21 protein-coding genes are annotated in these 22,582 nt (G+C 72.2%); 14 read left to right on the forward strand and 7 right to left on the reverse strand.

The features are described 5' to 3' along the window. Positions 1-33 precede the first annotated feature (33 nt). The gene (locus FHS29_RS00770; RefSeq protein ID WP_184687249.1) at positions 34-3,351 is read right to left on the reverse strand and encodes a DUF4082 domain-containing protein; all 3,318 of its coding nucleotides are present in this window, start codon (positions 3,349-3,351) and stop codon (positions 34-36) included. Positions 3,352-3,628: 277 nt separating this feature from the next. Here FHS29_RS00770 and FHS29_RS00775 point away from each other — a divergent pair, with 277 nt between their 5' ends. From FHS29_RS00775 to FHS29_RS00785, 3 genes are all read left to right on the forward strand, one after another. Continuing rightward, positions 3,629-4,486 carry a class I SAM-dependent methyltransferase gene (locus FHS29_RS00775; RefSeq protein WP_312864675.1) on the forward strand — a complete coding sequence of 286 codons (858 nt, stop codon included), beginning with the start codon at positions 3,629-3,631 and terminating at the stop codon, positions 4,484-4,486. A gap of 14 nt (positions 4,487-4,500) precedes the next feature. Continuing rightward, positions 4,501-6,933: an NACHT domain-containing protein gene (locus FHS29_RS00780; protein ID WP_184687252.1), complete on the forward strand. Its 2,433-nt coding sequence runs from the start codon at positions 4,501-4,503 to the stop codon at positions 6,931-6,933. 296 nt (positions 6,934-7,229) lie between these two features. Next, positions 7,230-8,093, forward strand: coding sequence for a geranyl diphosphate 2-C-methyltransferase (locus tag FHS29_RS00785; protein WP_184687254.1), 864 nt, complete (start codon positions 7,230-7,232; stop codon positions 8,091-8,093). 229 nt (positions 8,094-8,322) lie between these two features. Here FHS29_RS00785 and FHS29_RS38005 read toward each other — a convergent pair whose 3' ends face one another. After that, positions 8,323-9,072: a GNAT family N-acetyltransferase gene (locus tag FHS29_RS38005; protein ID WP_312864676.1), complete on the reverse strand. Its 750-nt coding sequence runs from the start codon at positions 9,070-9,072 to the stop codon at positions 8,323-8,325. 155 nt (positions 9,073-9,227) lie between these two features. Here FHS29_RS38005 and FHS29_RS00795 point away from each other — a divergent pair, with 155 nt between their 5' ends. The 4 genes from FHS29_RS00795 (at position 9,228) to FHS29_RS00810 (ending at position 12,935) form a co-directional block, all read left to right on the forward strand. After that, the gene (locus tag FHS29_RS00795; RefSeq protein ID WP_312864677.1) at positions 9,228-10,364 is read left to right on the forward strand and encodes a DUF6745 domain-containing protein; all 1,137 of its coding nucleotides are present in this window, start codon (positions 9,228-9,230) and stop codon (positions 10,362-10,364) included. Positions 10,365-10,402: 38 nt separating this feature from the next. Continuing rightward, positions 10,403-10,570 (forward strand): hypothetical protein, encoded by a 168-nt coding sequence (locus tag FHS29_RS00800; RefSeq protein ID WP_184687256.1) that lies wholly within the window; start codon positions 10,403-10,405, stop codon positions 10,568-10,570. A gap of 110 nt (positions 10,571-10,680) precedes the next feature. Then, positions 10,681-11,448 (forward strand): F0F1 ATP synthase subunit A, encoded by a 768-nt coding sequence (gene atpB / locus FHS29_RS00805; RefSeq protein WP_184687258.1) that lies wholly within the window; start codon positions 10,681-10,683, stop codon positions 11,446-11,448. Between the two features lie 95 nt (positions 11,449-11,543). Beyond that, positions 11,544-12,935, forward strand: a complete 1,392-nt coding sequence (locus FHS29_RS00810) for a diguanylate cyclase domain-containing protein (RefSeq protein WP_184687259.1) — start codon at positions 11,544-11,546, stop codon at positions 12,933-12,935. 160 nt (positions 12,936-13,095) lie between these two features. Here FHS29_RS00810 and FHS29_RS00815 read toward each other — a convergent pair whose 3' ends face one another. After that, complete coding sequence (locus tag FHS29_RS00815; protein WP_184687261.1) at positions 13,096-13,743, reverse strand: GTP cyclohydrolase II; 648 nt, start codon at positions 13,741-13,743, stop codon at positions 13,096-13,098. Between the two features lie 90 nt (positions 13,744-13,833). On the opposite strand from FHS29_RS00815, the gene FHS29_RS00820 reads away from it, so the two are divergent. The 4 genes from FHS29_RS00820 (at position 13,834) to FHS29_RS00835 (ending at position 17,053) form a co-directional block, all read left to right on the forward strand. Further along, positions 13,834-14,232, forward strand: a complete 399-nt coding sequence (locus tag FHS29_RS00820; RefSeq protein WP_184688533.1) for a 6-pyruvoyl trahydropterin synthase family protein — start codon at positions 13,834-13,836, stop codon at positions 14,230-14,232. Continuing rightward, on the forward strand, positions 14,229-15,242 hold the full coding sequence (locus FHS29_RS00825; protein ID WP_184687263.1) for a glycosyltransferase family 4 protein: 1,014 nt from the start codon (positions 14,229-14,231) through the stop codon (positions 15,240-15,242). Before FHS29_RS00820 ends, FHS29_RS00825 begins: the two co-directional genes overlap by 4 nt. Beyond that, the gene (locus tag FHS29_RS00830) at positions 15,239-16,030 is read left to right on the forward strand and encodes a class I SAM-dependent methyltransferase (RefSeq protein WP_184687265.1); all 792 of its coding nucleotides are present in this window, start codon (positions 15,239-15,241) and stop codon (positions 16,028-16,030) included. Before FHS29_RS00825 ends, FHS29_RS00830 begins: the two co-directional genes overlap by 4 nt. 72 nt (positions 16,031-16,102) lie before the next feature. Further along, positions 16,103-17,053, forward strand: coding sequence for a lysylphosphatidylglycerol synthase transmembrane domain-containing protein (locus FHS29_RS00835; protein ID WP_184687267.1), 951 nt, complete (start codon positions 16,103-16,105; stop codon positions 17,051-17,053). Here the strand turns inward: FHS29_RS00835 and FHS29_RS00840 are convergent. Further along, complete coding sequence (locus FHS29_RS00840; RefSeq protein WP_184687270.1) at positions 16,982-17,677, reverse strand: creatininase family protein; 696 nt, start codon at positions 17,675-17,677, stop codon at positions 16,982-16,984. The genes FHS29_RS00835 and FHS29_RS00840 overlap by 72 nt on opposite strands. Further along, complete coding sequence (locus FHS29_RS00845; protein WP_184687272.1) at positions 17,667-18,647, reverse strand: zinc-dependent alcohol dehydrogenase; 981 nt, start codon at positions 18,645-18,647, stop codon at positions 17,667-17,669. The genes FHS29_RS00840 and FHS29_RS00845 overlap by 11 nt, the downstream gene beginning before the upstream one ends. Positions 18,648-18,680: 33 nt before the next feature. On the opposite strand from FHS29_RS00845, the gene FHS29_RS00850 reads away from it, so the two are divergent. Together FHS29_RS00850 and FHS29_RS00855 are read left to right on the forward strand one after the other, a co-directional pair. Further along, positions 18,681-19,421, forward strand: coding sequence for a CDP-alcohol phosphatidyltransferase family protein (locus tag FHS29_RS00850; protein WP_446689055.1), 741 nt, complete (start codon positions 18,681-18,683; stop codon positions 19,419-19,421). 8 nt (positions 19,422-19,429) lie between these two features. Continuing rightward, positions 19,430-19,606: a hypothetical protein gene (locus FHS29_RS00855; RefSeq protein WP_184687276.1), complete on the forward strand. Its 177-nt coding sequence runs from the start codon at positions 19,430-19,432 to the stop codon at positions 19,604-19,606. Here the strand turns inward: FHS29_RS00855 and FHS29_RS00860 are convergent. Beyond that, positions 19,576-20,259 (reverse strand): RibD family protein, encoded by a 684-nt coding sequence (locus FHS29_RS00860; RefSeq protein WP_184687279.1) that lies wholly within the window; start codon positions 20,257-20,259, stop codon positions 19,576-19,578. The two genes, FHS29_RS00855 and FHS29_RS00860, sit on opposite strands and share 31 nt — an antisense overlap. A 75-nt stretch (positions 20,260-20,334) precedes the next feature. Between FHS29_RS00860 and FHS29_RS00865 the strand changes: the two genes are divergently transcribed. After that, complete coding sequence (locus tag FHS29_RS00865) at positions 20,335-21,954, forward strand: alkaline phosphatase family protein (protein WP_184687281.1); 1,620 nt, start codon at positions 20,335-20,337, stop codon at positions 21,952-21,954. Between the two features lie 147 nt (positions 21,955-22,101). Here FHS29_RS00865 and FHS29_RS00870 read toward each other — a convergent pair whose 3' ends face one another. After that, positions 22,102-22,518, reverse strand: coding sequence for a DUF6892 domain-containing protein (locus FHS29_RS00870; protein ID WP_184687283.1), 417 nt, complete (start codon positions 22,516-22,518; stop codon positions 22,102-22,104). Between the last annotated feature and the right edge of the window lie 64 nt (positions 22,519-22,582).

Consider the following 22,582-nt stretch of genomic DNA (forward strand, 5'->3'; position numbering starts at 1 on the left):
GAGGGTGCGCTGCCCTCCGGGACCACCGCTTCCTCAGGGCGACGCGGTCTCGAAGACCACGTCGACGAAGAAGTTCACGCCGGCCGCCACCTGGTCCGGCATCCCCGCGGTCCCGGAGCCGAACAGTCCGTTCCGCGTCCCGTCAGGGGCCGTCAGCGGAGGCGAGTCCACGCCCTGACCGCTGAAGTAACCCGTGGTCCTGGCCGGGTGGGCACTGGGCGTGTAGCTGCCGACGTAGCTCGTCCCCGCGGTCACCGGAACCGGCGTGGCGAACGTGAGCGTCTGCCACCCCCTCTCGGTCTCCCCCGTGAACGTCCCGGTGGCGAGCCGGGTGCCGTCCGACGCCCACAGCGAGCCGGTGTGCGTACCGGTGTTCCACCCGGTCTTGTAGAACCGCACCCCGGTGATCACGCCGTCGACCGTCGGGCTGAACCGGACCCCGACGTTGTAGACGTACACGTAGGGAACCCAGTCGAGATCCGGTACCAAGGCGTCGCTGAACAGCGTGCACGGACAGGTCTGGGTGGCCGTGGTGGTGAACCGCCACGTCACCGGAACCAACGTGTGGTTCGCCGTCTCGTCCGCCGCCCGCACGCTCACCGAGTGCCGCGTGTTGGCCGACAGCTTCGCCTTCGGCGTCCAGATCACCGTGTGCCCGTCGCCGGTCCGGGCCGGCGTGCCCTCCAGCCTCGCCCCACCGCCGTCGGTGACGGTGAACGTGGTGTTCGCCAGGTCGATCGGCTCGTCGAACGTCGCCGTGACCGGACCGTCCAGGTCCACCTCCGTCGCGTCGTTCAACGGCGTGTGGCTGCTGTTGACCGGCGGGACGGTGTCGCCGCTGAACGTGTAGACGACGTCCACCCAGTAGTTGTTGCCCTGGTGGGTCTTCGTCGGGAACCCGCTGCCCTCCAGGTACACGCCGTTGGGGTTGTCCCAGCTGTTCTGCGGCGCGGACAGCGGGGGCGAGTCGACCCGTCGTGGCTGGTAGTAGGAGTAGTCGACGGCGAACCGCCCGCGCGGCGCGGTGTACGAGGCCACGTAGGTCGTCCCGGCGCGGACGTCGACCGGGGCGGCGAACGTCAAGGTCTGCCAACCGGCCGCCGTCTCCCCGGTGAACGTGCCGGTCGCCATCCGGGTGCCGGTGGCGGACCACAGGGAGCCGGTGTGCGTGCCGGTGTTTCCGTCGCCCTTGTAGAACTTCACGCCGCTGATGCGGCCGTTGTAGGTTGCCTTGAACCGGACGCCCAACTCGTACGCGTTGCCGTCGGCGGCCGATGTCGTGGTCGGCACGGTCGCGGCGCTGAACAGCGAGCACGGGCAGGGCGCCAACGCCTCCGTGGTGATCGACCACGTCGCCGTGGTGGCCGTCGCGTTGCCGTTGACGTCCGCCGCGGTCGCGTGCACGGTGTACCTGGTGTTCGCGACGAGCGCGGCGCTCGGGGTCCAGACCACGGTCTTCCGGTCGTCGGACAGCACCGCCCTGCCGGTCAGCTTCACGCCGCCCGGATCGGTGAGCCACACCTGCGGCGACGCGGGGTCGATCGGCTCGTCGTAGGTCAGCGAGACGGATCCGCCCACCGGCACGCCGGTCGCGTCCGACGCGGGGGTCCTGGCCTCCAGGGTCGGCGGGGTCTGATCCCCGTTGAAGCCGCTCCGGTAGACCACGTCGACCCAGTAGTTGTTCTTGTTGTGGCTGGTCCCGGGGAACCCGCCGCCGTAGCGGAAGACGCCGTTGCCGCCGTCCACGCCGTGCGCCAGCGCCCGGATACCGCCGTAGGCGGCCTGCGTCTCGAAGAAACCGGGATTGACCGCGTAGCGGCCGTGGGGTGCGTAGTACGACACGACGTAGGTGGTGTTCGCCTGCACGCTGACCGGTGACAGGAACGTCAGGGTCTGCCAGCCGGTGGTGGTCTCGTCGGTGAACGTGCCGGTGGCCAACAGCAAGCCCGTGGACGACCAGAACGACCCGGTGTGCGTGCCGGTGTTGCCCTGTCCCTTGTAGAACCTGACGCCGAGCACCTCTCCCCGACCGTTGAACTGGACCTTGGTGCCCACTTCGACGGCAGCGGTGTCCACGGCGGCCGGCTCCACGGGCGACGCGAAGTCGTCCCACACCGTGCACGGGCACCCCGCCGGACGGGGAGAGCCCGTGGTGAACACCCAGTTGTACGCGGCGGCCTGGTTGCCCGCGGCGTCACGTACCCGCGCCGTCGCCGTGTACGACGTGCCGGCGGCCAGGGCGGCGGACGGGACGAATCGTGCCACCGTGCCGTTGACGGATGCCGTGCCCGCCACCGGGCCATCGGGGCCGTGCAGGGTGAACTCGACCGAACCCGGGTCGACGATCTCGTCGTACGTCACGCTCACCGCGGGGCTCAGCGGCACGCTGCCCGCCCCGCCGACGGGATAGGTGGACGCCAGGCCCGGCGCACGGGTGTCGGCTCCGGGCTCGGGTGCCCACACCACGTCGACCCAGTAGTTGCGGTGCTGGGACGTCGAATTCGGGAAGCCGCCGCCGCTGCGGTACACGCCGTTGCCGCCCTCGCCCGTCCCGGACTGGAGGGCGGTCAACGGTTCCAGGTGCCGGGCGGACGTGGCGAAGTAGTCGGTGTCCGCGGAGAAGTGCCCGGTCGGCGACAGGTAGGACACGACGTAGGTCCGGCCGCCGTCGACCGCGACGGGGGCGGGGAACGTCAGCGTCTGCCAGCCGCTCGCGGTCTCGTCGGTGAACGTGCCGGTCGCCAGGCGCTCTCCCGCGGTGGTCCACAGGCTGCCGGTGTGGGTGCCGGTGTTGCCCGGCCCCTTGTAGAACCGGACGCCGCGCACGTAGCCGGCGGAGGCGGCCCGCCATCGGACGCCCAGCTCCAGCGCCGAGGCGTCGGCGAGGTCGAGCGTGCTCGGGGTGTCGCTGTCGGACCACAGGCCGCACGGGCAGACCCTGGCCGCGACGTCGGGCGTGGCGGAGGCCGTGCTCACGGATTTCTGCGCGGCGTCCAGCGCGCGGACGCGCAGTTGCGCCTGCCCGGAGGCGTTCGGCGTGTACGTGTGGCTCCACGACACACCGCCGGCCTGCCAGGTGGCCGCCCGCCACAGCGAGCCGCCGTCCGTGGACACTTCGACGGCAGCGACGTCGGCGGGTTCGGTGAGCGTGCCGGAGAACGTGTAGGGCGCGCCGACAGTCGCTCCGCCGGGTACTCCGGTGAACTCGACCGCAGGCGCTGCCGCCGGCTCCGCGACCGCCGACGGCGTCGACGGCGTCGGGGCTACGAGGATTGCGGAGAGGACGACGACCGCGAGCAGCCGAGCCGACGCCGCTTCGGATCTGTGCCGGAAGGCACTGAATAAGGACATGGGATTCCTGCCTGTTCCCCGAGGCCGTGCGGCCCTGGTTCCACGCCGGGGATCGGTGGGGCGGCACGAGCCGTTACCGGGCGGCGTCGGTGCGACGACCTGTCGGAGGCCGCAGAAAATGCTTGTGCCACAACAAATTTCACCGGGGATCCCGACCGGACGGCATCGCCCGCGCCCTCGGGCACCACCTGCACGGCCCAAGCCGGACCGGTCGGTGATCCCGTTCCCGCAGTGCCCGCTTCGCCCGGCGTACCGGGCTGTTTGCCAAGCTGGACAGGTGACGATCACCACCGCACTGGCCGCCCTCACCGCCGGAGAACCCGACCGCGCCAGGGACCTCGCGTCCACCGTCGACTCGCCACTGGGCCGCGCGCTGACCGCGTACCTCACCAGTGACGCCGACGGGACCGTGTACGACCAGCCCGCCGCGTTCAAGGCGTTCATCAACGGTGGCGGCAACATCGACCTGTACGAGGCGGTCACCTCCGCGCTGGCCGACCTCTACGACCGGGCGCGGCCGGCGTCCCTGCTCGACATCGGCTGCGGCGACGGTCGGGCGCTGCTGCCCGCGCTCAACGCGTACCGGCCGTCCCGACTCACGTTGGTGGAGCCGTCCGCGGCGTTGCTGGACGTGGCGGTGCGGGGCGTGCCGGACGGCATCGAACTGGACGCCCGCAACACCACCGTCGAGCCGTTCGTGACCTCGGGCGGGCAGTTCGACGTGGCCCAGTCGACGTTCGCCCTGCACGCCCTGCCGCACGAGGTGCGCGACGAGGTGCTGTCCGCGCTCGCGCCGAAGGTCGGCGTGCTGGCGGTGGCGGAGTTCGACGTGCCGGATCTGGCGCCGGACGACCGCCTCCGGTTCCTCGCCGAGACCTACGAGCGTGGTCTGGCCGAGTACGACGCCGACCGGGACCTGGTCGCCCAGGGCTTCCTGATGCCGGTGCTGACCGGGCAGTTGCTGCCCGGGGCGGTGCGTTCCACCTGGGAGCAGCCGGCAGCCCGGTGGGTCGAGCAGGTGACGCGGGCGGGTTTCACCGACGTGCGGGTGACCCCGCTGTCCGACTACTGGTCGTCGCCCGCGTTCCTCCTCACGGCCGCCGGAGCGGCTCGACGTCGATCCACGGGCCGGTAGGCCATCCTGGACCCATGCGGAGGTCCGGCTTATCCGGCGCGGTGTGGGTGGTCCTGGGGTGCGCGTCGCTGGCGGCCGTGCTGGGCGGGGCGGTGTGGTTCCTGGCCGGCCGGACGCTGGCCGACGCCGACAGCTGGGCCAGTGTCGGCGGGCTGGTCCTCGGGCTGGCGGTCGGCGTGCCGGGACTGGTCGTGTCGATCGCCTCGCTCCGGGTGGCCCGGCGCCAGGCCCCGGCCGCGCCCGTCGACCGGCTGCTGGAGGAGCTGGCCACCGCGCTGGGCGTGGAGTGGCGGCGCGAACGGGGCGTGCGCGACCTGAACGACCTGCTGCCGGTGCGCTGGTCCGGGGTCGCGCCCGGACTGGTGGACCGGCCGGAGCGCGTGTTCGGGTTCGGGTTGGACGACCCGGGCAGCGCATCCGCACCCGACCCGACGGGTCGCGTCGACGAAGCCGTGCGGGCGTTCCTCCGGCTGCCGAACCGGCGCCTCGTGGTCATCGGCGAACCGGGCGCGGGCAAGTCCGTGGTCGCGCTCGAACTCGCGCTGGGCCTGCTGGCCGCCCGCTCCCCCGGCGACCCCGTCCCGGTGATCCTGCCGATCGCCTCCTGGGATCCGGCCGCCGAGGAGCCGGACGCCTGGATGGCGCGCCGCATCGCCGACACCTACCCGGCGCTGGGCGCGATCGAGGCCGGCACGACGTTCGCCGGGCACCTGGTCCGGACCCGCCGGGTGCTGCCCGTGCTCGACGGCCTGGACGAGATGGCGGAGCCGTCCCGCGCCGCCGCCATCCACTCCGTCAACCGGTGGGTGCCGAGGTCCGAGCCGTTGGTGCTGACCTGCCGCTCACAGGCCTACCGCGCCCTGTTCGACACCGACTCGCCCCGGCCCGCCGAACCGCTCGCGGGCGCGGCCGTCGTGGAACTGGAACCCTTGCGCACCGAGGACGTGATCGCCTACCTCCGCGACGCCACGCCGCAACGCCTGACCGCCAAGTGGGATCCGGTGTTCGAGCACCTGGAGCGCGAACCGGCGGGTCCGCTCGCCGCCGCGCTGTCCACTCCGCTGATGGCCACGCTCGCCCGATCCGCCTACAGCCGCACCAACGCCGATCCGGCCGCGCTGCTCACCGGGCGGCTCGGCAGCCGGGCGACGGTCGAGGACCACCTGCTGGAGCGCTTCGTCCCGGCGCACTACCCCGACGGCGACGCGAAAGCCCTGCGGTGGCTGCGTTCCCTGGCGTGGCAGCTCGAACGGCGCGGCCGCCAGGACATCGCGTGGTGGGAACTGCCGCAGGCGTCGTCCCGGACGGCGTTCGTCATCGTGATCGCTCTGCTGTTCACGCTCATCGGCCTGGTGGACAAGCTGTTCGTGGACGACCCGATCGTGCTCCGCGCCGCACTGGCCACCGGCCTCGCGGTGGGCGTCGGATCGGTGCTCGCCGGCCGGGCGTGTCTGCCCGCCCGCACCGGGCTGCGGCTGCCCACGACCGCCGGAGAGGCGAGCCGCGCCCTGCGGGCGATCGCCACCGGGCTGGGCGCGAGCGTCGCGGCGGGGTTCGGGTTCGGCCTGGTGTACGGCTACGTGACGCTGGTGTTCTCCGGCGACGACGCGCTCTACGACGGCATCATGGCGGGCTTCGCGATCACGACCGTCGTCGCGGTGCCGCTGTCGCTGGTGATGCTGATGACCGTGCCCGCCGACATCGCCCGGGCCGCGACACCGCGCGCCACCCTGCGCTCGGACCGGGCCCGCACGCTCCTGGTCGCCGCGACCGCCACGCTGTCGACCGGGCCGATGCTGTGGCTGGGGACGGCGCCGTGGATCGGGGTGTTCGTCGGTCCGGCCATCGGCCTGACGCTGTGGGTCAGGTCGGCATGGGGCTCGCTGGGCGTGCTGCGGGTCGCGACGCTCGCGAGGTGGCCCAGCCGCCTGCCGGTACGGGTGCTGGGGTTCCTGGACGACGCCCACCGGCGCGGGGTGCTGCGCCAGGTCGGTGCCACCTACCGGTTCCGGCACGTGCGGCTGCAGGAGCACCTGGCGCGCACGCACCCGTACCGGAGGGACCGGGCCGGTGGCCCACAGGCGGGGATGAAGTCCTTGTACGCGATCGCGGCGGCGGTCGGGCTGGGCGCGGCGGTCGTCCTGTACTTCCCGGCGTTCAGCCTGTCGGAGACGTTCCTGGTGCGCGTGGTGGCCCTGTGGCTGTTCCCGCTGGTCTTCGGGTGCTACGGCCTGATCGGCGAGTGGCTCGCGAAACACGCCGCCGGCAAGCCGCTCGGGCAGGCCACCGGCGCGCTGGTCCAGCGGCACGGGCGGTGGCTGCTGCCGTTCGTGTTCCCGTTCCTGCTCCTGCGGTGGCGCAGCCGGGTGCTGGTGACCACGGCCGTCACCGCGTACTGGGTCGTGCTGGTGCAGTTGTTCCTGGTCGCCGTGTTCCCCTGGCTGTGAGCACGGCCAGCTGAATACTGTCCGTCTGTCCGAATCACCGGTGTTCGCCGAATCGTGTCGCCCGCCGCCACCAACCGGAGTAATTGTCCACCCGGGGCGATGGACAACCCATTCGGGCGACTGTACACGGTCAAATAGCCGATGCTAGCGTCGTCCACGATCACCACCGACGAATAATACCCGCCACAAAAATCGATCCAGCCCCCGATTCGCATTCGCCGGTGATTCTGTGCGTCGACGCATTCCGTTCGCGGGAGAACACCGGACGCGCGCACCCACGAGGAGAGCCTTCGCCCATGACCACAGTCGCACCCGGTGTTCTGCGCACCGACTACCAGCGGTCCGTCGCGGCGTACTGGAACGCCGAACGCGACCCGGTGAACATCCGGCTAGGCGAAGTCGACGGCATCTACCACCACCACTACGGCCTTGGCCCTTACGACAAGTCCGTGCTGGAGGGCCCGGAGGACACCCGTGACGCGCGGGTGATCGCCGAGCTGCACCGGCTGGAGACCGCGCAGGCGGACTTCCTGCTGGACAGGTTCGGCCCGGTCGGCCCGGAGGACCGCCTGCTGGACGGCGGGTCGGGGCGGGGCGGCACGAGCATCATGGCCAACCGCCGGTTCGGCTGCCGGGTGGACGGCGTGTCCATCTCGGAGAAGCAGGTCGAGTTCGCCAACGAGCATGCCCGGCGGTGGGAAGTGGCGGACAAGGTGCGCTTCCACTTCCGGAACATGCTCGACACCGGTTTCGAGAGCGGCGCTTTCCGCGGTGTGTGGACCAACGAGACCACCATGTACGTGGACTTGTTCGACCTGTTCGGCGAATTCTCCCGGCTGCTCGAACACGGCGGCCGGTACGTCTGCATCACCGGCTGCTACAACGACGTGACCGGCGGGCGTTCCAAGGCGGTCAGCCAGATCGACGAACGGTACACGTGCAGCGTCCACGCGCGCAGCGAATACTTCAAGGCGATGGCCGCGAACAACCTGGTGCCGATCGAAGTGGTCGACCTGACCCCGGACACCATTCCGTACTGGGAGCTGCGCGAGCGGTCCTCGGTCGCGACCGGTGTCGAGTCGTCGTTCCTGACCGCGTACCGCGAGGGCAGCTTCCACTACCTGCTCATCGTGGCCGACCGCGTACGCGGCCGGGCCTGACGCACACCCGCCCGGTGGGGCCGCACGCCCGGCCCCACCGGGGCGCGAACGTCACCGGCGGACGGTCCTCGTGGGGATCGACTGGGCGTTCACCGTCGACGCGGGCGGACCGGCCACAGCGCGTCGCTCATCCACTCCAGTGGCAGCGCCCGGTTCGCCCACACCTCGAGCAGCGGCCACCGGGCGTGCACCTCGGTCGGTCTTTCTTCGACCGGACGGGAATCGCCGATCAGCGGCCCGCCTGCGCGGCGGTGGCGGTCGAACCGACGCGGTCGGACAGCAACTGCCCCGGCCACTCCCCCACTTCGAACGTGCCGACCGGCGTGAAACCGTTGCGCCGGTAGTACCGCACCAGCCGCCCGTCGCCGCCCGCGTAGCAGTCGACCCGCACCAGCTCCACACCCAGTGCACGCGCCTGCGCGCGGGCGTGGTCCAGCAAGGCCCCGCCGACACCACGACCGGTGAAAGCGCGGGAGGTGACCAGGAGCCTCACGTACAGCTCGGGTTCGCCGGCGGGCGGCACGTAGTCCGGCGCGGCCGGCGAGTGGATCAACGTCCCCGCCGGTTCGCCGTCGACCTCGGCGATCCACACCGTGTCGTCCCGCACCCGGTCCGCGATCTTCCCGGCCCGCTCCGGATCGGCCGACCACGGCCGACTGCCCCACTGCCCGGTGCGCCCGGACGCTTCCAGCCACGCCACCGCACCGTCCAGCATCGCCATGACCGCGGGCAGATCGGCCGGGCCACCTCGACGAATCTCCACCAGCTCCCCCCTCCACAACGGTTCCCCGGCCACCCTACGTCCTCTCAGGACAGGAGCCGGTGGCACAGCACTGCGATGGCCCCGGAACGGGTTCGGCAGGAAGCGCCGGATCGACACCGACAGCGGGGACTCGTTGCCGAGCACGCCCGCGCCCGCCGTCCCGTACAGGGAAGCCTTGTCCCGCACCGGATCGGCCATGCCGAGCCGCTGCGCCACCAGATCCCGCCACCCATGGAGCCCTCGACCACCCGTGCCGCGCGTTCGGCGTCCATGCGCTCGACTCCGGGGCCGCAGAACGGGTTGCGGGATCCGCCCGGTGGCTGCCATGCTCGTGCCATGTCGGAACGAAAGGGCGTTGACGCCCTCGCGCTGTGAGCGCTCGCCGCGGGCGCAAGGCCCGCACCTCCCCGGTCCTGACGGACCCGGACCACTTCATCGAGATCCGCACTGCCGAAGACCGCGCCGAAGACCGCGCGGCCACGATCCGCGCAGCCGAAACCGGCGCCGAGTGGCTGCGCCACGCGTTGTGCACCGATCCTGCCGATCGGCCTGCCGCCGAAGAAGCCATCACGGGCCTCTACCGCCTGCTCGACCGCCCACCGCCCGGGTTCGTCTGGGTGGACTCGCCGCACGCGGCCGTCGAAGTGCTCCCACCACAGGCCGACAGGGTCTCCTACCGCGGCCCGTGGCTGCTGGAGAACGAACTCGCCACCCTGGTGTCGAACCTGAAGCAACGGCTCGCCGACCGGTGCGGCGGACGCCGCCACGACCTGCCGGTACGGGACGTCCTCAGGCGGACGGTCGCCGAGTCCGTCGCGGGACTGATCCGCAGAGACCTGCCCGCACGCCTCGGTCTCCTCTGGTACGGCCAGCAGGAGGCCGACTGGATCGCGCACTACGACGCGCACCGGCCGAACGCGCGCTTCCGGCCGGGTGACGAGGCGCAGCTGGACCTGTGGGCGGCAGTCGCGCGGTCCTGCGGGTGGTGGTGGCCGCGCGAGGGCGTGTGCGTGATAGCCGAACGCCCGTCCGCGATCCACACCGAACCCCTGGACGACGGGCTCCGGCTGCACCACGACAGCGGACCGGCCGTCGAGTTCCGTGACGGTTGCGCCGTGCACGTCTGGCACGGCACCCGAGTGCCGTCATGGGTCGTCGACGACCCGAGTGCGGACCGGATCGACGCCGAGGCCAACGTCGAGGTCCGGCGGTGCGCGATCGAGCGCATCGGTTGGGAGGCCTACCTCGACCGGGCCGGCCTGCGCCTGCTCGCACGGGCACCCGACCCCGGCAACCCGGGCAGCGAACTGCAGCTCTACGACCTGTCCCAGTGGCAGGGCGCGCGGACCCGGCTGCTGCCGGCGGTCAACGGATCCCTTGAGCGGGACGGCACCCGACGCCGGTACGGGCTGGGCGTGCCGCCGTGGTTCGACGACCCGGTCGACGCGGCCGGCTGGTCGTACGGGCTCACCGGAGCCCAGTACGCCGGTCTCCTCCGCCGCACTTGACTCCCGGCATCCGCCCCTCCGCGACCACAGGTGATCCCGTGAACCTCGCAGAACTGCTGCACCGCACCGACCTCGAAGTGCTGGAACACCTCGAACGCCAGGTCGAGATCCCCGTGCTGGACGGTCTCCAGGCCCATGGCGACCTGATCGTCATCCCGCTGCACATGGTCCCGGTCGTCCGCGGCACCGTCCTGGTCGCCGACTGACCCGGTGCCGGGCGGGCCCTCGCGACGGGGTGCCCGCCCGGCGAGGGTGCCTGCGGCGGGGAGGAACGCTCGGGTAACGTCTTCGGCAAGACCTTGGACGGGGGGCGCCCATGGCCGACGACACCTTCGCACCACCCGGCGCAGCGGATCTCTTTCCGCCGGAGATCTTCGGGTGGGTGACCAAACCGATGCTGCTGGTCACCTTGTCGACCGTGATCATCGCAACGTTCTTCCGGATCACGACCCGGAAATTGGCGCTGGTGCCGAGCCGGCTGCAGTTCGCCGCCGAGTCGCTCTACGACTTCGGGCGCAACTCGATGGCGCGCGAGCAGATCGGCGGTCAGGACTTCCGCCCGTACGTGCCGTTCATCGTGTCGCTGTTCACCTTCGCGCTGGTGAACAACATCTTCGGGATCATCCCGTTCATCCAGTTCCCGACCATGGCCCACTTCGGTTTCCCGGCGGCGCTGGCGATCCTGCTGGTGTACCCGACCTACCACTTCGTGGGCATCCGGCGGCACGGCCTGCGCGGGTACCTGAAGAACCAGTTCGTGCTGCCCGGCGTGCCGAAACCGGTGCTGTGGGGCCTGCTGATCCCGACCGAGGTCATCCTCAAGTTCTTCTTCGACCCGATCACCCTGGCGATCCGGGTGTTCGCGGCGATGTTCGCGGGCCACCTGCTGGTGGCGGTATTCGTGGTCGGCGGTGAATTCCTGCTGCTGGAGGCCGGACCGCTGCTCAAGCCGGTGTCGCTGATCAGTTTCGCCCTGGCCATCGGCATCACCCTGCTGGAAGCGCTGATCCAAGTGCTCCAGGCCTACATCTTCGCCATGCTCAGCGCCCACTACATCGGCCGCGCTCTTGCCGAAAGCCACTGAAACGTCAGGTCGGCGACAGGTCGTTTCGGTACCGTGGTGTTCGGGGAGGGGTCGACGTGCAAGACGGTGACGGCTTATCGCGTGCACTCCTGGAGATGGGTGATGCGGCGGTCCTGGTGCTCGACGCCGGGGACCTCGGCGTCCGCTGGGCGTCGCCGGCCGCCGAGCGGCTGTTAGGCGGCGCGTCCGGGCCGCTGACCGGCCTGGTGGCCGCCGAGGACGCGCCGGTGGTCGGCGCGTTCCTGCGCTCGGTGGTGGGGCGACAGGGCGCGTCCCGCTGCACGTGCGCGGTGCCGGCCGACCGGCGGGTGGACCTGATCGCCCGGGACCTCAGCGACACCGAGGTCGGCGGGGTGGCGGTGGTCGCGCTGGACGTGACCGGCTGGGCCGCGTTGGCCGACGGGTCGCACCGGCCGGACACCGACCCGCTCACCGGGCTGGCCAACCGCACCGGCATCCTGCGCAGGCTGGAGCAGGCGATCCGGGACGCGCCGGCGCAGGGGCCCGGTCCGGTGCTGCTGTTCCTGGACCTGGACCGCTTCAAGGCCGTCAACCGGCACGGGCAGGACGTCGGCGACGAGGTGCTGCGGGTGGTCGCGGCACGGCTCGACGCGATGGTCGACGGCCGCGGCTCGACGGCGCGGTCGGGCGGCGACGAGTTCGTGGTGCTGCTCGACCGGACCACCGAGGACGCGGCCGTCGAAGCGGCCGGGCAGATCGCGGCGGCGATCGGCACACCGGTCCGGGTCGGCGACGTCCTCGTCACGCCGACGGTGTCGGTCGGCATCGCGCGACTGCACGGCGGACAGCGGCTGGACGACCTGCTGTGCCAGGTGGACCTGGCGCTGTTCCGCGCGAAGTCGGCCGCCGGGCCGGTGGTCTACCGCCCGGAGCTGGACGACTGGGTGCTGGCCCGCAAGCACGAGACGCAGCGGCTGGCCGAACGGCTGGAGCAGCTGCACCTGGAGAACCAGGCGCTGGCCGAGGCGGCGACCATCGACCAGCGCACCGGCCTGCCGAACGCGGCGGCGTTCGACGCCGACCAGGCCCGCCGGCACCGGGCCGGTGAGCGGTACAGCCTGCTGATCGTCGACATCGACTGGTTCCACAGCTACAACAACCACTACCGCTACCTGGCCGGGCACGAGGCGCTGCGGGCGGTCGGCGAGGCGATCCGCCGGACCGCGGGCCGCTGCTTCCGGTACGGCGGCGAGGAGTTCGCCGTGCTGCTGACCGCCACCGGGTACCGGGACGCGGTCGACGTCGGCGAACGGATCCGGGAAGCGGTGCAGCGGCTCGGCATCGAGCACCGCGCCACGCCGACCGGGGTGGTCACGGTCTCGGTCGGCGTGGTGGAGGCGGCACCCGGCGCGCTCCCGACCGACGTGGTCGAGCGCGCGAACGTCGCGCTCCTCCAGGCGAAGGACGCCGGCCGCAACCGGGTGGTCGGGTTCCGCGGCGGGTGCCCGCTGCGGGTCGGCGGCTGACCCGACGGCGGCCGACCCGCGAGCGGCCTGCCGGACGACAGCACGACAGCCGACCGGACGACAGCCGGTCGACCGGAAACAGGCCCACCGACGGCCTGGCCGGCGGCGGCCGACCGGTCGGCCGTCGGTGCTGACGGTGGCCGACCCACCGGCGCCGGGCCTACCGGTGGTCCGCCGCGTGCGGCTGCTCGGTGAACACCTCCACCTGCGGCAGGTCGTGGCCGAGGCGGTCGCGCTTGGCCGTCAGGTAGCCGATGTTGTGCCGGTTCGGGGGCATCAGCAGCGGCACCCGCACCGACACCGGGATGCCGTGCTCCTCCAACGCCCGGACCTTGTCCGGGTTGTTCGACATCAGCCGCACCGACCGCACCAGCAGGTGCCGCAGCACCCGCGCGGCCGGGCCGTACTCGCGCACGTCGACCGGCAGGCCGAGGGTGGTCGCGGAGTCCAGGGTGTCCAGCCCCTGCTCGTCCTGCAACACGTGCGTGCGCACCTTCGCGACCAGACCGATCCCCCGCCCCTCGTGGCCGCGCAGGTACACCAGGACGCCGCTGCCCTCCCGGACGATGGCGTCCAGCGCCGCGTCCAACTGCTCGCCGCACTCGCACCGCATCGCGCCGAAGATGTCGCCCGTCATGCATTCCGAGTGGACGCGGACCAGCACGTCCTCCCGCATCCGGATCACGCCGAACACCAGCGCCATGTGCTCGTGGCCGTCCGCGTGGAAGGCGACGGCGCGGAACGTCCCCCGACGCGTCACCAGGTCCGACTCGGCGACCTCGTCCTCACCGAAGGCTTGCTCGTACATCCGGCCCCCTCATCACCCGACACCCGGCCGAGAGGTCACTACGCTCGACCGGGAGTTGCACCGTAGTTCGCTCACCAGCCGGAGGTCACCCTGTTCAGCATCACAGTCCGCGACCACGTGATGGTCGCCCACAGCTTCCGCGGCGAGGTTTTCGGTCCGGCACAACGCTTGCACGGAGCAACGTTCGTCGTGGACGCCAGGTTCAAGCGGCTCGACCTCGACGGGGACGACATCGTCGTCGACATCGGACTCGCCACCCGGGAACTGCACGCGGTGCTCGCCGACCTGAACTACCGCAACCTGGACGAGGTGCCCGCGTTCACCGGGGTCAACACGTCCACCGAGTTCCTGGCGAAGTACATCGCCGACCAACTGGTCGACCGGGTCCACGAAGGAGCACTCGGCGAAGGTGCCCGCGGGCTGGCCGGCATCGAGGTCACCCTGCACGAGTCGCATGTGGCCTGGGCGAGCTACGAACGGTCCCTGTGACCGGGTACTTCGTCGTTCCCGGCGGCGTGCACGACCCCGGCGCCCCGAGCGGCGGCAACGTCTACGACCGGCGGGTTTCCCAAGGGCTGGACGTGGTCGCCGTCGCCGGGTCGTGGCCGCGTCCGGCCCCTGAGGCGCGCGCCCTGCTGCACCGGGTACTCGCCGGGTTCGAGGACGGCGCGGTGGTGCTGATCGACGGGTTGGTGGCGTGTGGCGTTCCCGACGTCGTGGTGCCGCACACCGGTCGGTTGCGGATCGCGGTGCTCGTCCACCTGCCGTTGGCCGACGAGACCGGTGTGGATCCGGCGGTGGCCGCGGAACTGGATGTCGCCGAACGGGCCTGTCTGCGTGCGGTGGACGCGGTCGTCGCGACGAGTCCGGAAGCCGCGAAACGCCTGACCCGGCACCACGGGCTGAAGCACGTGCACGTCGTCGCTCCGGGCACCGATCCCGCACCGCCGGCTCCCGGGACCGACGGGATGTCGGGCTTGCTCTGCGTGGCGTCGGTGACCCCGCGCAAGGGGCATGACGTGCTGGTCGAAGCGCTCGCGCGAGTCGCCGACGTGCCGTGGCACTGCGTGTGCGTCGGTCCGGTTCCGCCTTCGGCCCACGTGACCCGGCTGCGGGAGCTGATCGCGCGGCACGGGCTCGGCGACCGGGTGAGACTCGTCGGGCCGTTGAACGGCGAGCCGCTGGAACGGGCCTACGCGGCAGCCGACCTGTTCGTGCTGCCGTCCCGCGCCGAGACGTACGGGATGGTGGTGACCGAAGCCCTGGCGCGCGGGATCCCGGTGGTGGCGAGCGCCGTGCCGGACGCCCTCGGGGATGGTGGGCTGCTCCTGCCGCCCGGCGACGTCGATGCGCTGTCCGACGCCCTTCGGCAGTGGTTCCACTCCGAGGACCGGCGCCGCCGGCTCCGCGACGCGGCGGCGCGGCGACGGCCGGAGTTGTCCACATGGGACGAAACCGTCCGGGGCCTGGACCGGGTGCTGGCTAGTCTGCGGCCATGACCTCCTCTGGCTTCGCCCCGGAATGGCTCGCGCTGCGCGAAGGAGCGGACGCCGGCGCCCGTGCCGTCGAGCTGGCCGACCGGGTCCGCGACCTCGTGCTGAACCGGGACCCGGTCGTCATCCGTGATCTGGGGTGTGGCACGGGATCGATGGGACGATGGCTCTCCGGGCGGCTGGGCGGTCCGCAGCACTGGGTGCTGCACGACCGCGACCCGCGCCTGCTCGACGTGGCGGCGGCGACCGTGGGCGGGCCGGACGTGACGGTGGAGACGCGGGAGGGCGACCTCGCCGCGCTGAGCGCCGCCGACCTCGCGGGCACGTCGCTGGTGACCGCGTCGGCGTTGCTGGACCTGCTCACCCGTGACGAGGTGAACGGGTTGGCGGCGGCCTGCGTAGGAGCGGGTGTGCCCGCACTGTTCACGCTCTCAGTCGCCGGCCGGGTCGAGTTCGACCCGGCCGAACCGCTCGACACCCGGTGGCAGCAGGCGTTCAACGCCCACCAGCGGCGCGTCGAGCACGGCCGCCCGCTGCTCGGGCCGGACGCCGCAGCCGCCGCCGAAGAGGCGTTCACCGCGCTCGGGGCACGGGTGGAGACCCTCCCGAGCCCGTGGCGGCTCGGCCCGGGGCAGGCCGCGCTGACGGCGGAATGGCTGCGCGGGTGGGTCGGCGCGGCCGTCGAGCAGGAGCCGGGCCTGGCCGGGGAGGCTGCGGCCTACCTGGAGCGCAGGCTGTCCGACGGGCCGCACGTCGTCGTGCACCACACCGATCTGCTGGCGGTGCCGTCGTGACGCGATCTGCGGCCGTCGTGCGGGACCGGACGGTGACGGTGTGACGCGGCCGTGGCTGCGGACGGTGACAGTGTGACGCGGCTGTGGCCGTGGCTGCGGCTGGTGGCGGCGGTCGGGATCCTGGTGGTGCTGGGCCGGCGGCTGGGCACCGACGCTTTCGTGGACGGGTTGCGCGCGATCAGCCCCTGGTCGGTGCTCGCGGCGCTCGGCATCGGGCTGGTGACCACGGTCCTCAGCGCGTGGCGGTGGTGCGTGGTGGCGCGCGGGCTGGGGCTCCCGCTGACCCTGGGCGCGGCCGTCCCGGACTACTACCGGGGGCTGCTGCTCAACGCCGTCCTGCCCGCCGGGGTGCTCGGCGACGTGCACCGGGCGGTCAGTCACGGTCGTCGGTCCGGTGACGTCGGGCGCGGGGTGCGGGCGGTGGTGTTCGAACGGTTCGCCGGGCAGGTGGTGCTGGCCGGGATCGGTCTCGTGGTGCTGTGCACGCAGCCGGTCGCGATCGGCCTCCTGCCGAGCCGCGGCACGATCCTCGTGATGGCGCTGCTGGTCGCGGGTACCGCCGTGGTCGCCGGGCGCTCCGGGAAGGTGCGCCGGGCGCTGTCCCGGGCCTGGGCGGACGCGCGGAAGGCGCTGCTGTCCCGGCGCGCCCTGCCGAGGGTGGCCGTGCTGTCCGCCGCGACCGTCGTCGGGCACATCGCCCTGTTCGTGGTCGCGGCACGGGTCGCGGGCTCCACGGCGTCGCTCGGGCGACTGGTGCCGCTGGTCGTGCTCGCCCTGCTGGTGATGGCGATCCCGGTCAACGTGGGCGGGTTCGGGCCGAGGGAGGCGTTCCTGGCGGTGGCGTTCGGCGCGGCCGGGCTGGGTGCGGCGCAGGGGCTCACCACCGCCGTCGTCTACGGGGTGCTCGCGCTGGTCGCCGCGCTACCCGGTGTGCTGGTGCTGTTCCGCGGGTCAGAGCACCGCGAGGTACTGCCCGAACGACCCGGTGAGCGACCTGAGCAGGTCCTCGCCCTTGCGCGCTGAGGCGAGCGACGGTCTCCCGACCACACCCGACTCGGAGTACCGCGCCAGGCCCGTGGTCAGCAGGTGCCGACGGTCATCGGCCAGGTGGTCGCCCGTCTCGTAGCCGGGGCCGACCAGCTCGGGATCGACGTGCAGGAGGACGGACGTCTCCAGCTCGCCGGCGTGCATGTCGCTGCCCGAGGACGTCTCCAGCCCGGCGGCGGCACGGGCCGCGTGCCAGTCGGCGCGGCCGGGGAACAGCGCCAGGCCTGCGGACTCCTGCACCACGTTCGCCAGCACGTAGTTCCCGCCGTGCGCGTTGACCAGGACCAACCTGGTCACGCCGGACCGGCGCAGCGACTCGGCCACGTCCGTGACGACCGCGTACAGCGTCCGCGCCGAGATGCTCACCGTGCCCGGCCACGCGGCGTGCTCGTGCGAGCACGAGATCGTGATCGGTGGCAGCAGTTGCACCGGGTACGCGGCGGCGATCTCCCGTGCGATGGCGCACGCGATGACGGTGTCGGTCACCAGCGGCAGGTAGGGGCCGTGCTGCTCCAGGCTGCCGATCGGCAGCACCGCGACGTCCGCCGCGGCGTGTCGCACGTCGGCGGTCGTGGTGCGCGGGAACAGGTCACCGGTCATGCGCACGACCGTAGCCAACCCGGTGGCACAGGGCCGGGATCTCGCCGCCGGCCAGTTTCGGCAGCACGTCCGGCAGGTCGTCGAAGTCGCTGTCGCCGGTGATCAGGGCGTCGAACCGGGGATCGGAGAGCAGGTCGAGCGCCAACGCCATCCGCTCGGCGTAGCTGCGGTCGGGGCGGGCCACGGTGCCGACCTGGCTGCTGCGGACGGTGAGCCGGCGGGAGTGGAAGAACTCCCCCAGCGGCAGGCCGACCCGCCGTGAGCCGTACCAGCTCAGCTCGACCACCGTGCCTTCCGGCCTGAGCAGCCGCAGGGACGTCTCCAGCCCGGCGTCGGTGGCGCTGGCGTGCACGACCAGGTCCAGGCCGTCCGCGGCGTCCTCGGGCGAGGCGAAGCCCACGCCCAGCGCGTCGGCGACCGTCGACCGGGCCGGGTCGGCGTCGACCAGCTGCACCCGCGCGCCGGGGAACCGGGCCAGCACGGCGGCCACCGAGCACCCGACCATGCCGCCGCCGACCACCGCGATCCGGTCGCCGACGAGCGGTTTGGCGTCCCACAGGGCGTTCACCGCCGTCTCCACGGTCCCGGCGAGCACGGCCCGTTCCGGCGGCACCGCGTCCGGCACGGGCGTGACGGCGTCCTCGGGCACGACGTAGTGCGTCTGGTGTGGATAGAGGCAGAACACGGGCCGGCCGAGCAGTGCGGGCGGTCCCTCTTCGACGACCCCGACACTCAGGTACCCGTACTTCACCGGGAACGGGAAGTCCCCGCGCTGGAACGGCGCACGCATCGCCTGGTACTGGCTCTCCGGCACTCCCCCCTGGCCCACCAGGGTCTCGGTGCCCCGGCTGACGCCGGACCAGAGCGTGCGCACCAGGACCTCGCCGGGCGCCGGACCGGATACCGGTTCGGAACGAATCTCACTCTTCCCCGATGAAGTGAACCAAAGGGCCCGCGCGGCGCGTGTCATCCGGCAACCTCCGAAAACGCGGTCATGAAGGGCATGATGATCACACTTCCGCACAACACCGCGCCGGCCGTCCCCGAACAGGTGGCGTGGATGGGCGGTCAACTCCTCCTGCTGGGCCTGCTCGGAGCCACGGTGGGGCTCGGTCCGCCGGGCTGGATCGTCGGCCTGGCGCACGGGTCGGGGACGTGGGCGCTGCTGGGCGCGGCGATGCTGCGGTCCGGCGTGCGGTCCCCCGGTCCTGCCGACCGCGTGACGCTGGCCAGGGGCGTGCTGGTGGGTGGCGTGACGGCGCTCGTGGTCGACGGGGGCGGGACGACCGTCCTGGTGGTGTTCGCGTCCGTGGCGCTGGCACTGGACTTCGTGGACGGACGGGTAGCCCGGCGCACCGGCACCGCGTCGCCGTTGGGCGCGCGCTTCGACATGGAGGTCGACGCGTTCCTCATCCTGGTGCTCAGCGTCCAGGTCGCGTTCGCGTTCGGGCCTTGGGTGCTCGCCATCGGCGCGATGCGCTATGTCTTCGTCGCGGCGTCGTGGGTCGCGCCGTGGCTGTGCGGGGAGCTTCCGCCGAGCTTCGCCCGCAAGGCGGTGGCGGCCGTGCAGGGCGTCGTGCTGGTCGCCGCCGCGTCCGGGATCGTGCCCTTCGCTGCCGTCCTCGTCGGACTGGCGCTGGCCGCACTGGCGTGGTCGTTCGGCCGCGACGTGCTGCGGCTCCGGCGGAACAGGGTTCCAGTGGCCACCGCGGCCGTACCGGCGAAGGAGTACTCCCGTGTCTGACCAGGCGGGTGCCGCGCGTCTCGGCAACACCGGGCGCGGTCGACACCGAAGTCTTCCCGTCGGCGAACGGGGACGCGCTCCTGCCCGCGCTGCTGTCGGTGGCGGCGGCGGTGATCGCGTGGTTCCGGAGGGACACCGTCGTGGCGCTGCTCGCTCAGGTCGCGCCGGACCGCTTCGGGAAGTAGCGCAGCACCGCGACGTCGCCCAACGCGGCGACGTCCGCCAAGTGGAAGCGGCGGGCCGGTCCGCCGGGGAACTCGGCGGGCAGCACGAACCGCGGCGCGGTCGCCTGGCCGATCAGCATCGGGGCGACCGCCACCCGGATCTCGTCGGCCAGGCCCGCCGCCAGGAACGCCGTGTGGGTGCGCCCGCCGCCCTCCACCATCAGCCGGTCCACGCCCCGGTGACCCAGGTCGTCCAGCAGGGTGGCGAAGTCGATCGACGCGCCGAGCGAGACCACGTCGGCCAGGCCGGCCAGCTTCTCCGACACCAGGCAGCCGCCGGCATCCGTGGTGTAGACGAGCTTCTCGCCGCCGTGGTGCCAGAACCGGAGATCGGGCGACAGCGCGCCGGAGTGGGTGACGGTCACCTTCAGCGGGTACTCGGGGCGGCCGGCCGCGACCCGTGCGGCCCGGCGTTCGGCGCTGTTGACCAGCAGGCGCGGGTTGTCCCGGCGCACGGTCTGCGCGCCGACCAGGATCGCACCGGACTCCGCGCGCAGGCGGTCCACGTGGTCGAAGTCCTCGGCGTTCGACAGCGGGAACCGCTCGTCGCTCCGGTCGTCGATGTAGCCGTCCAAGCTGACGGCGACGCTCAGCAGAACATGCGGGCGGGTCACGGGCCCACCGTACCCACCGTTGAACCATTTGCCCCGACCGCACGTTCCACCATCGACGACCGGGGGAGGGTGTAGATGACGGCGGACCGCGTGCCGTGGCGTCGGATCGCCGCCCGCGTGCTGACCGGGCTGGCCGCGCTGCTGGTCTTGGTGGTACTCGTGGCGCCGAACGACCTGGACCGCTTCACGGTCGGCGCGTTCCTGCGCCTCCCGGTGGAGGGTCTGCTGGGTGTCGTCCTGGTGCTCGTGCTGCCCGGTCGGGCGCGGTGGGTCGCGGTGGTGGCCGGCGGGGCGTTCCTCGGGCTGGTGGCCGTGGTGAAGCTGCTGGACATCGGGTTCGACCTGGTGCTGTTCCGGCCGTTCGACCTGGTGCTGGACTGGCCGCTGTTCGGCCCGGCGGTGGAGTTCGTGGAGGTGACGGCGGGCGGTGCGGGCGCGCTCGGCGCGGTGGTCGGTGCCGTGCTGCTGGCGCTCGTCCTGGTGGTGCTGGTGACGATGGCGGTGGTGCGGCTGGCCCGACTGGTGTCCCGGCACCGGCTGGTGTCGACGCGGGCCGTCGTGGTGCTCGCGGTCGCGTGGATCACGCTGGCCGTGCCCGGTGTGCCGGTGGCGTCGAACAGCGCGGCGATGTTCGTCTACGAACACGCCAGGCAGGTCGACGCCGGGCTGCACGACCAGGAGGCGTTCGCCGCCGAGTCGGCCGTGGACGCGTTCCGCGACACTCCCGGCGACCGACTGCTGACCGCGTTGCGGGGCAAGAACGTCGTCGTCGTGTTCGTCGAGAGCTACGGACGGGTCGCGGTGGAGGACCCCGGCATGGGACCGGCGGTCGCGCAGGTGCTCGACGACGGCGCGCGCCGCCTCCGGGACGCCGGCTTCTCGTCCCGCAGCGCGTTCCTCACCTCGCCGACGGCGGGCGGCGGCAGCTGGTTGGCGCACGCCACCCTGTTGTCCGGCCTGTGGATCGACAACCAGCAGCGCTACCGCAACCTGGTGAGCAGCGACCGGCTCACCCTCAACGGCGCGTTCCGGCGCGCGGACTGGCGGACGGTCGGCGTGATGCCCGGCGTCACGCGGGCGTGGCCGGAAGGCGGGTTCTTCGACTACCAGCACGTCTACCCGGCCGCCGACCTCGGCTACCGGGGACCGCGCTTCGGCTACGCGACCACACCCGACCAGTACACGCTGGCCGCGTTCGAACGGACCGAGAGCGCCTCGGCGACGCCCGTGATGGCCACCATCCCGCTGGTCACCAGCCACGCGCCGTGGGCGCCCATCCCGAAGCTCGTCGACTGGCAGGACGTCGGCGACGGCTCGGTGTTCGGCGGCATGCCCTCCGGCGACGCCGCCCCGGAGGCGATCTTCAGCCGCGACCCGGCGCAGGTGCGCACCGACTACCGCCGGTCCGTCGAGTACTCGCTGAGCACCCTGGTGTCCTACGTGGAGAACTACGGCGACGACGACCTCGTGCTGCTGTTCCTCGGCGACCACCAGCCCGCGCAGGTCGTCACCGGGGGCGACGCGAGCCGCGACGTGCCGATCACCATCGTGGCCCGTGACGCCGCCGTGGTCGACCGGATCTCCGGGTGGCGGTGGGACGAAGGCCTCAAACCCGGGCCACAGGCCCCGGTGTGGCGGATGGACGCGTTCCGGGACAGGTTCCTGACCACCTTCGGCCCCGCGTCGGGGCCGTGAGCGACTTCAGTCCCGGGCCGGGCCGTGCCGTGAGCGTGAACGGGGCCGGTGCGATCCGGTGAGCATGGTCGGTGAGGATGGTCATCGCCACGAACGCGATGCCGGCACGCCTTTCGCCTGCCCTGGCCCCACGGTGGAGCGGCCGGTTCAGAGCCAGTCTGCTTCGATCCCGCGGGCACGCAGCGTCTCCAGCGCCTCCTCGTTGCCCGTGTAGAACAGTGTCATCGACTTCAGGTTGGGAAAGTGCCGCAGGTCGGCGAACTCGTCGACGTCGAACAGCCCGTCCTCGCCGTCCCAGTTCGGCGCGATCTCCAGGTAGATCTCGTTGCCGCCGTCCATCTCGATCTCGGTGATCTTCTCCGCGAGCTCGACGGGGACCTCGAGCGCCTCGAAGTAGGCCAGCGCCTCGGGCACCGCCTCGACGCTCCCGCCGTCGTAGGTGAAGCCCTGCTCGGCGGCGTACTCGCGCAGGTCGAACCTCGGCAGGAGGTCCTGGTTGTACATCAGCTCCTGGACGACGGCGAGCTTGAAGTTGGTGTCGGCGAACGGAATCGGCTGGCTCATGTCCGAACCATATAGGCGGTGATGACACCGCCATCCGGGGAGTCGTCTCGTTCTCGACCCACCC

The sequence above is a fragment of the Saccharothrix tamanrassetensis genome (genome assembly GCF_014203665.1).
GTDB classification, from domain to species: Bacteria; Actinomycetota; Actinomycetes; order Mycobacteriales; family Pseudonocardiaceae; genus Actinosynnema; species Actinosynnema tamanrassetense.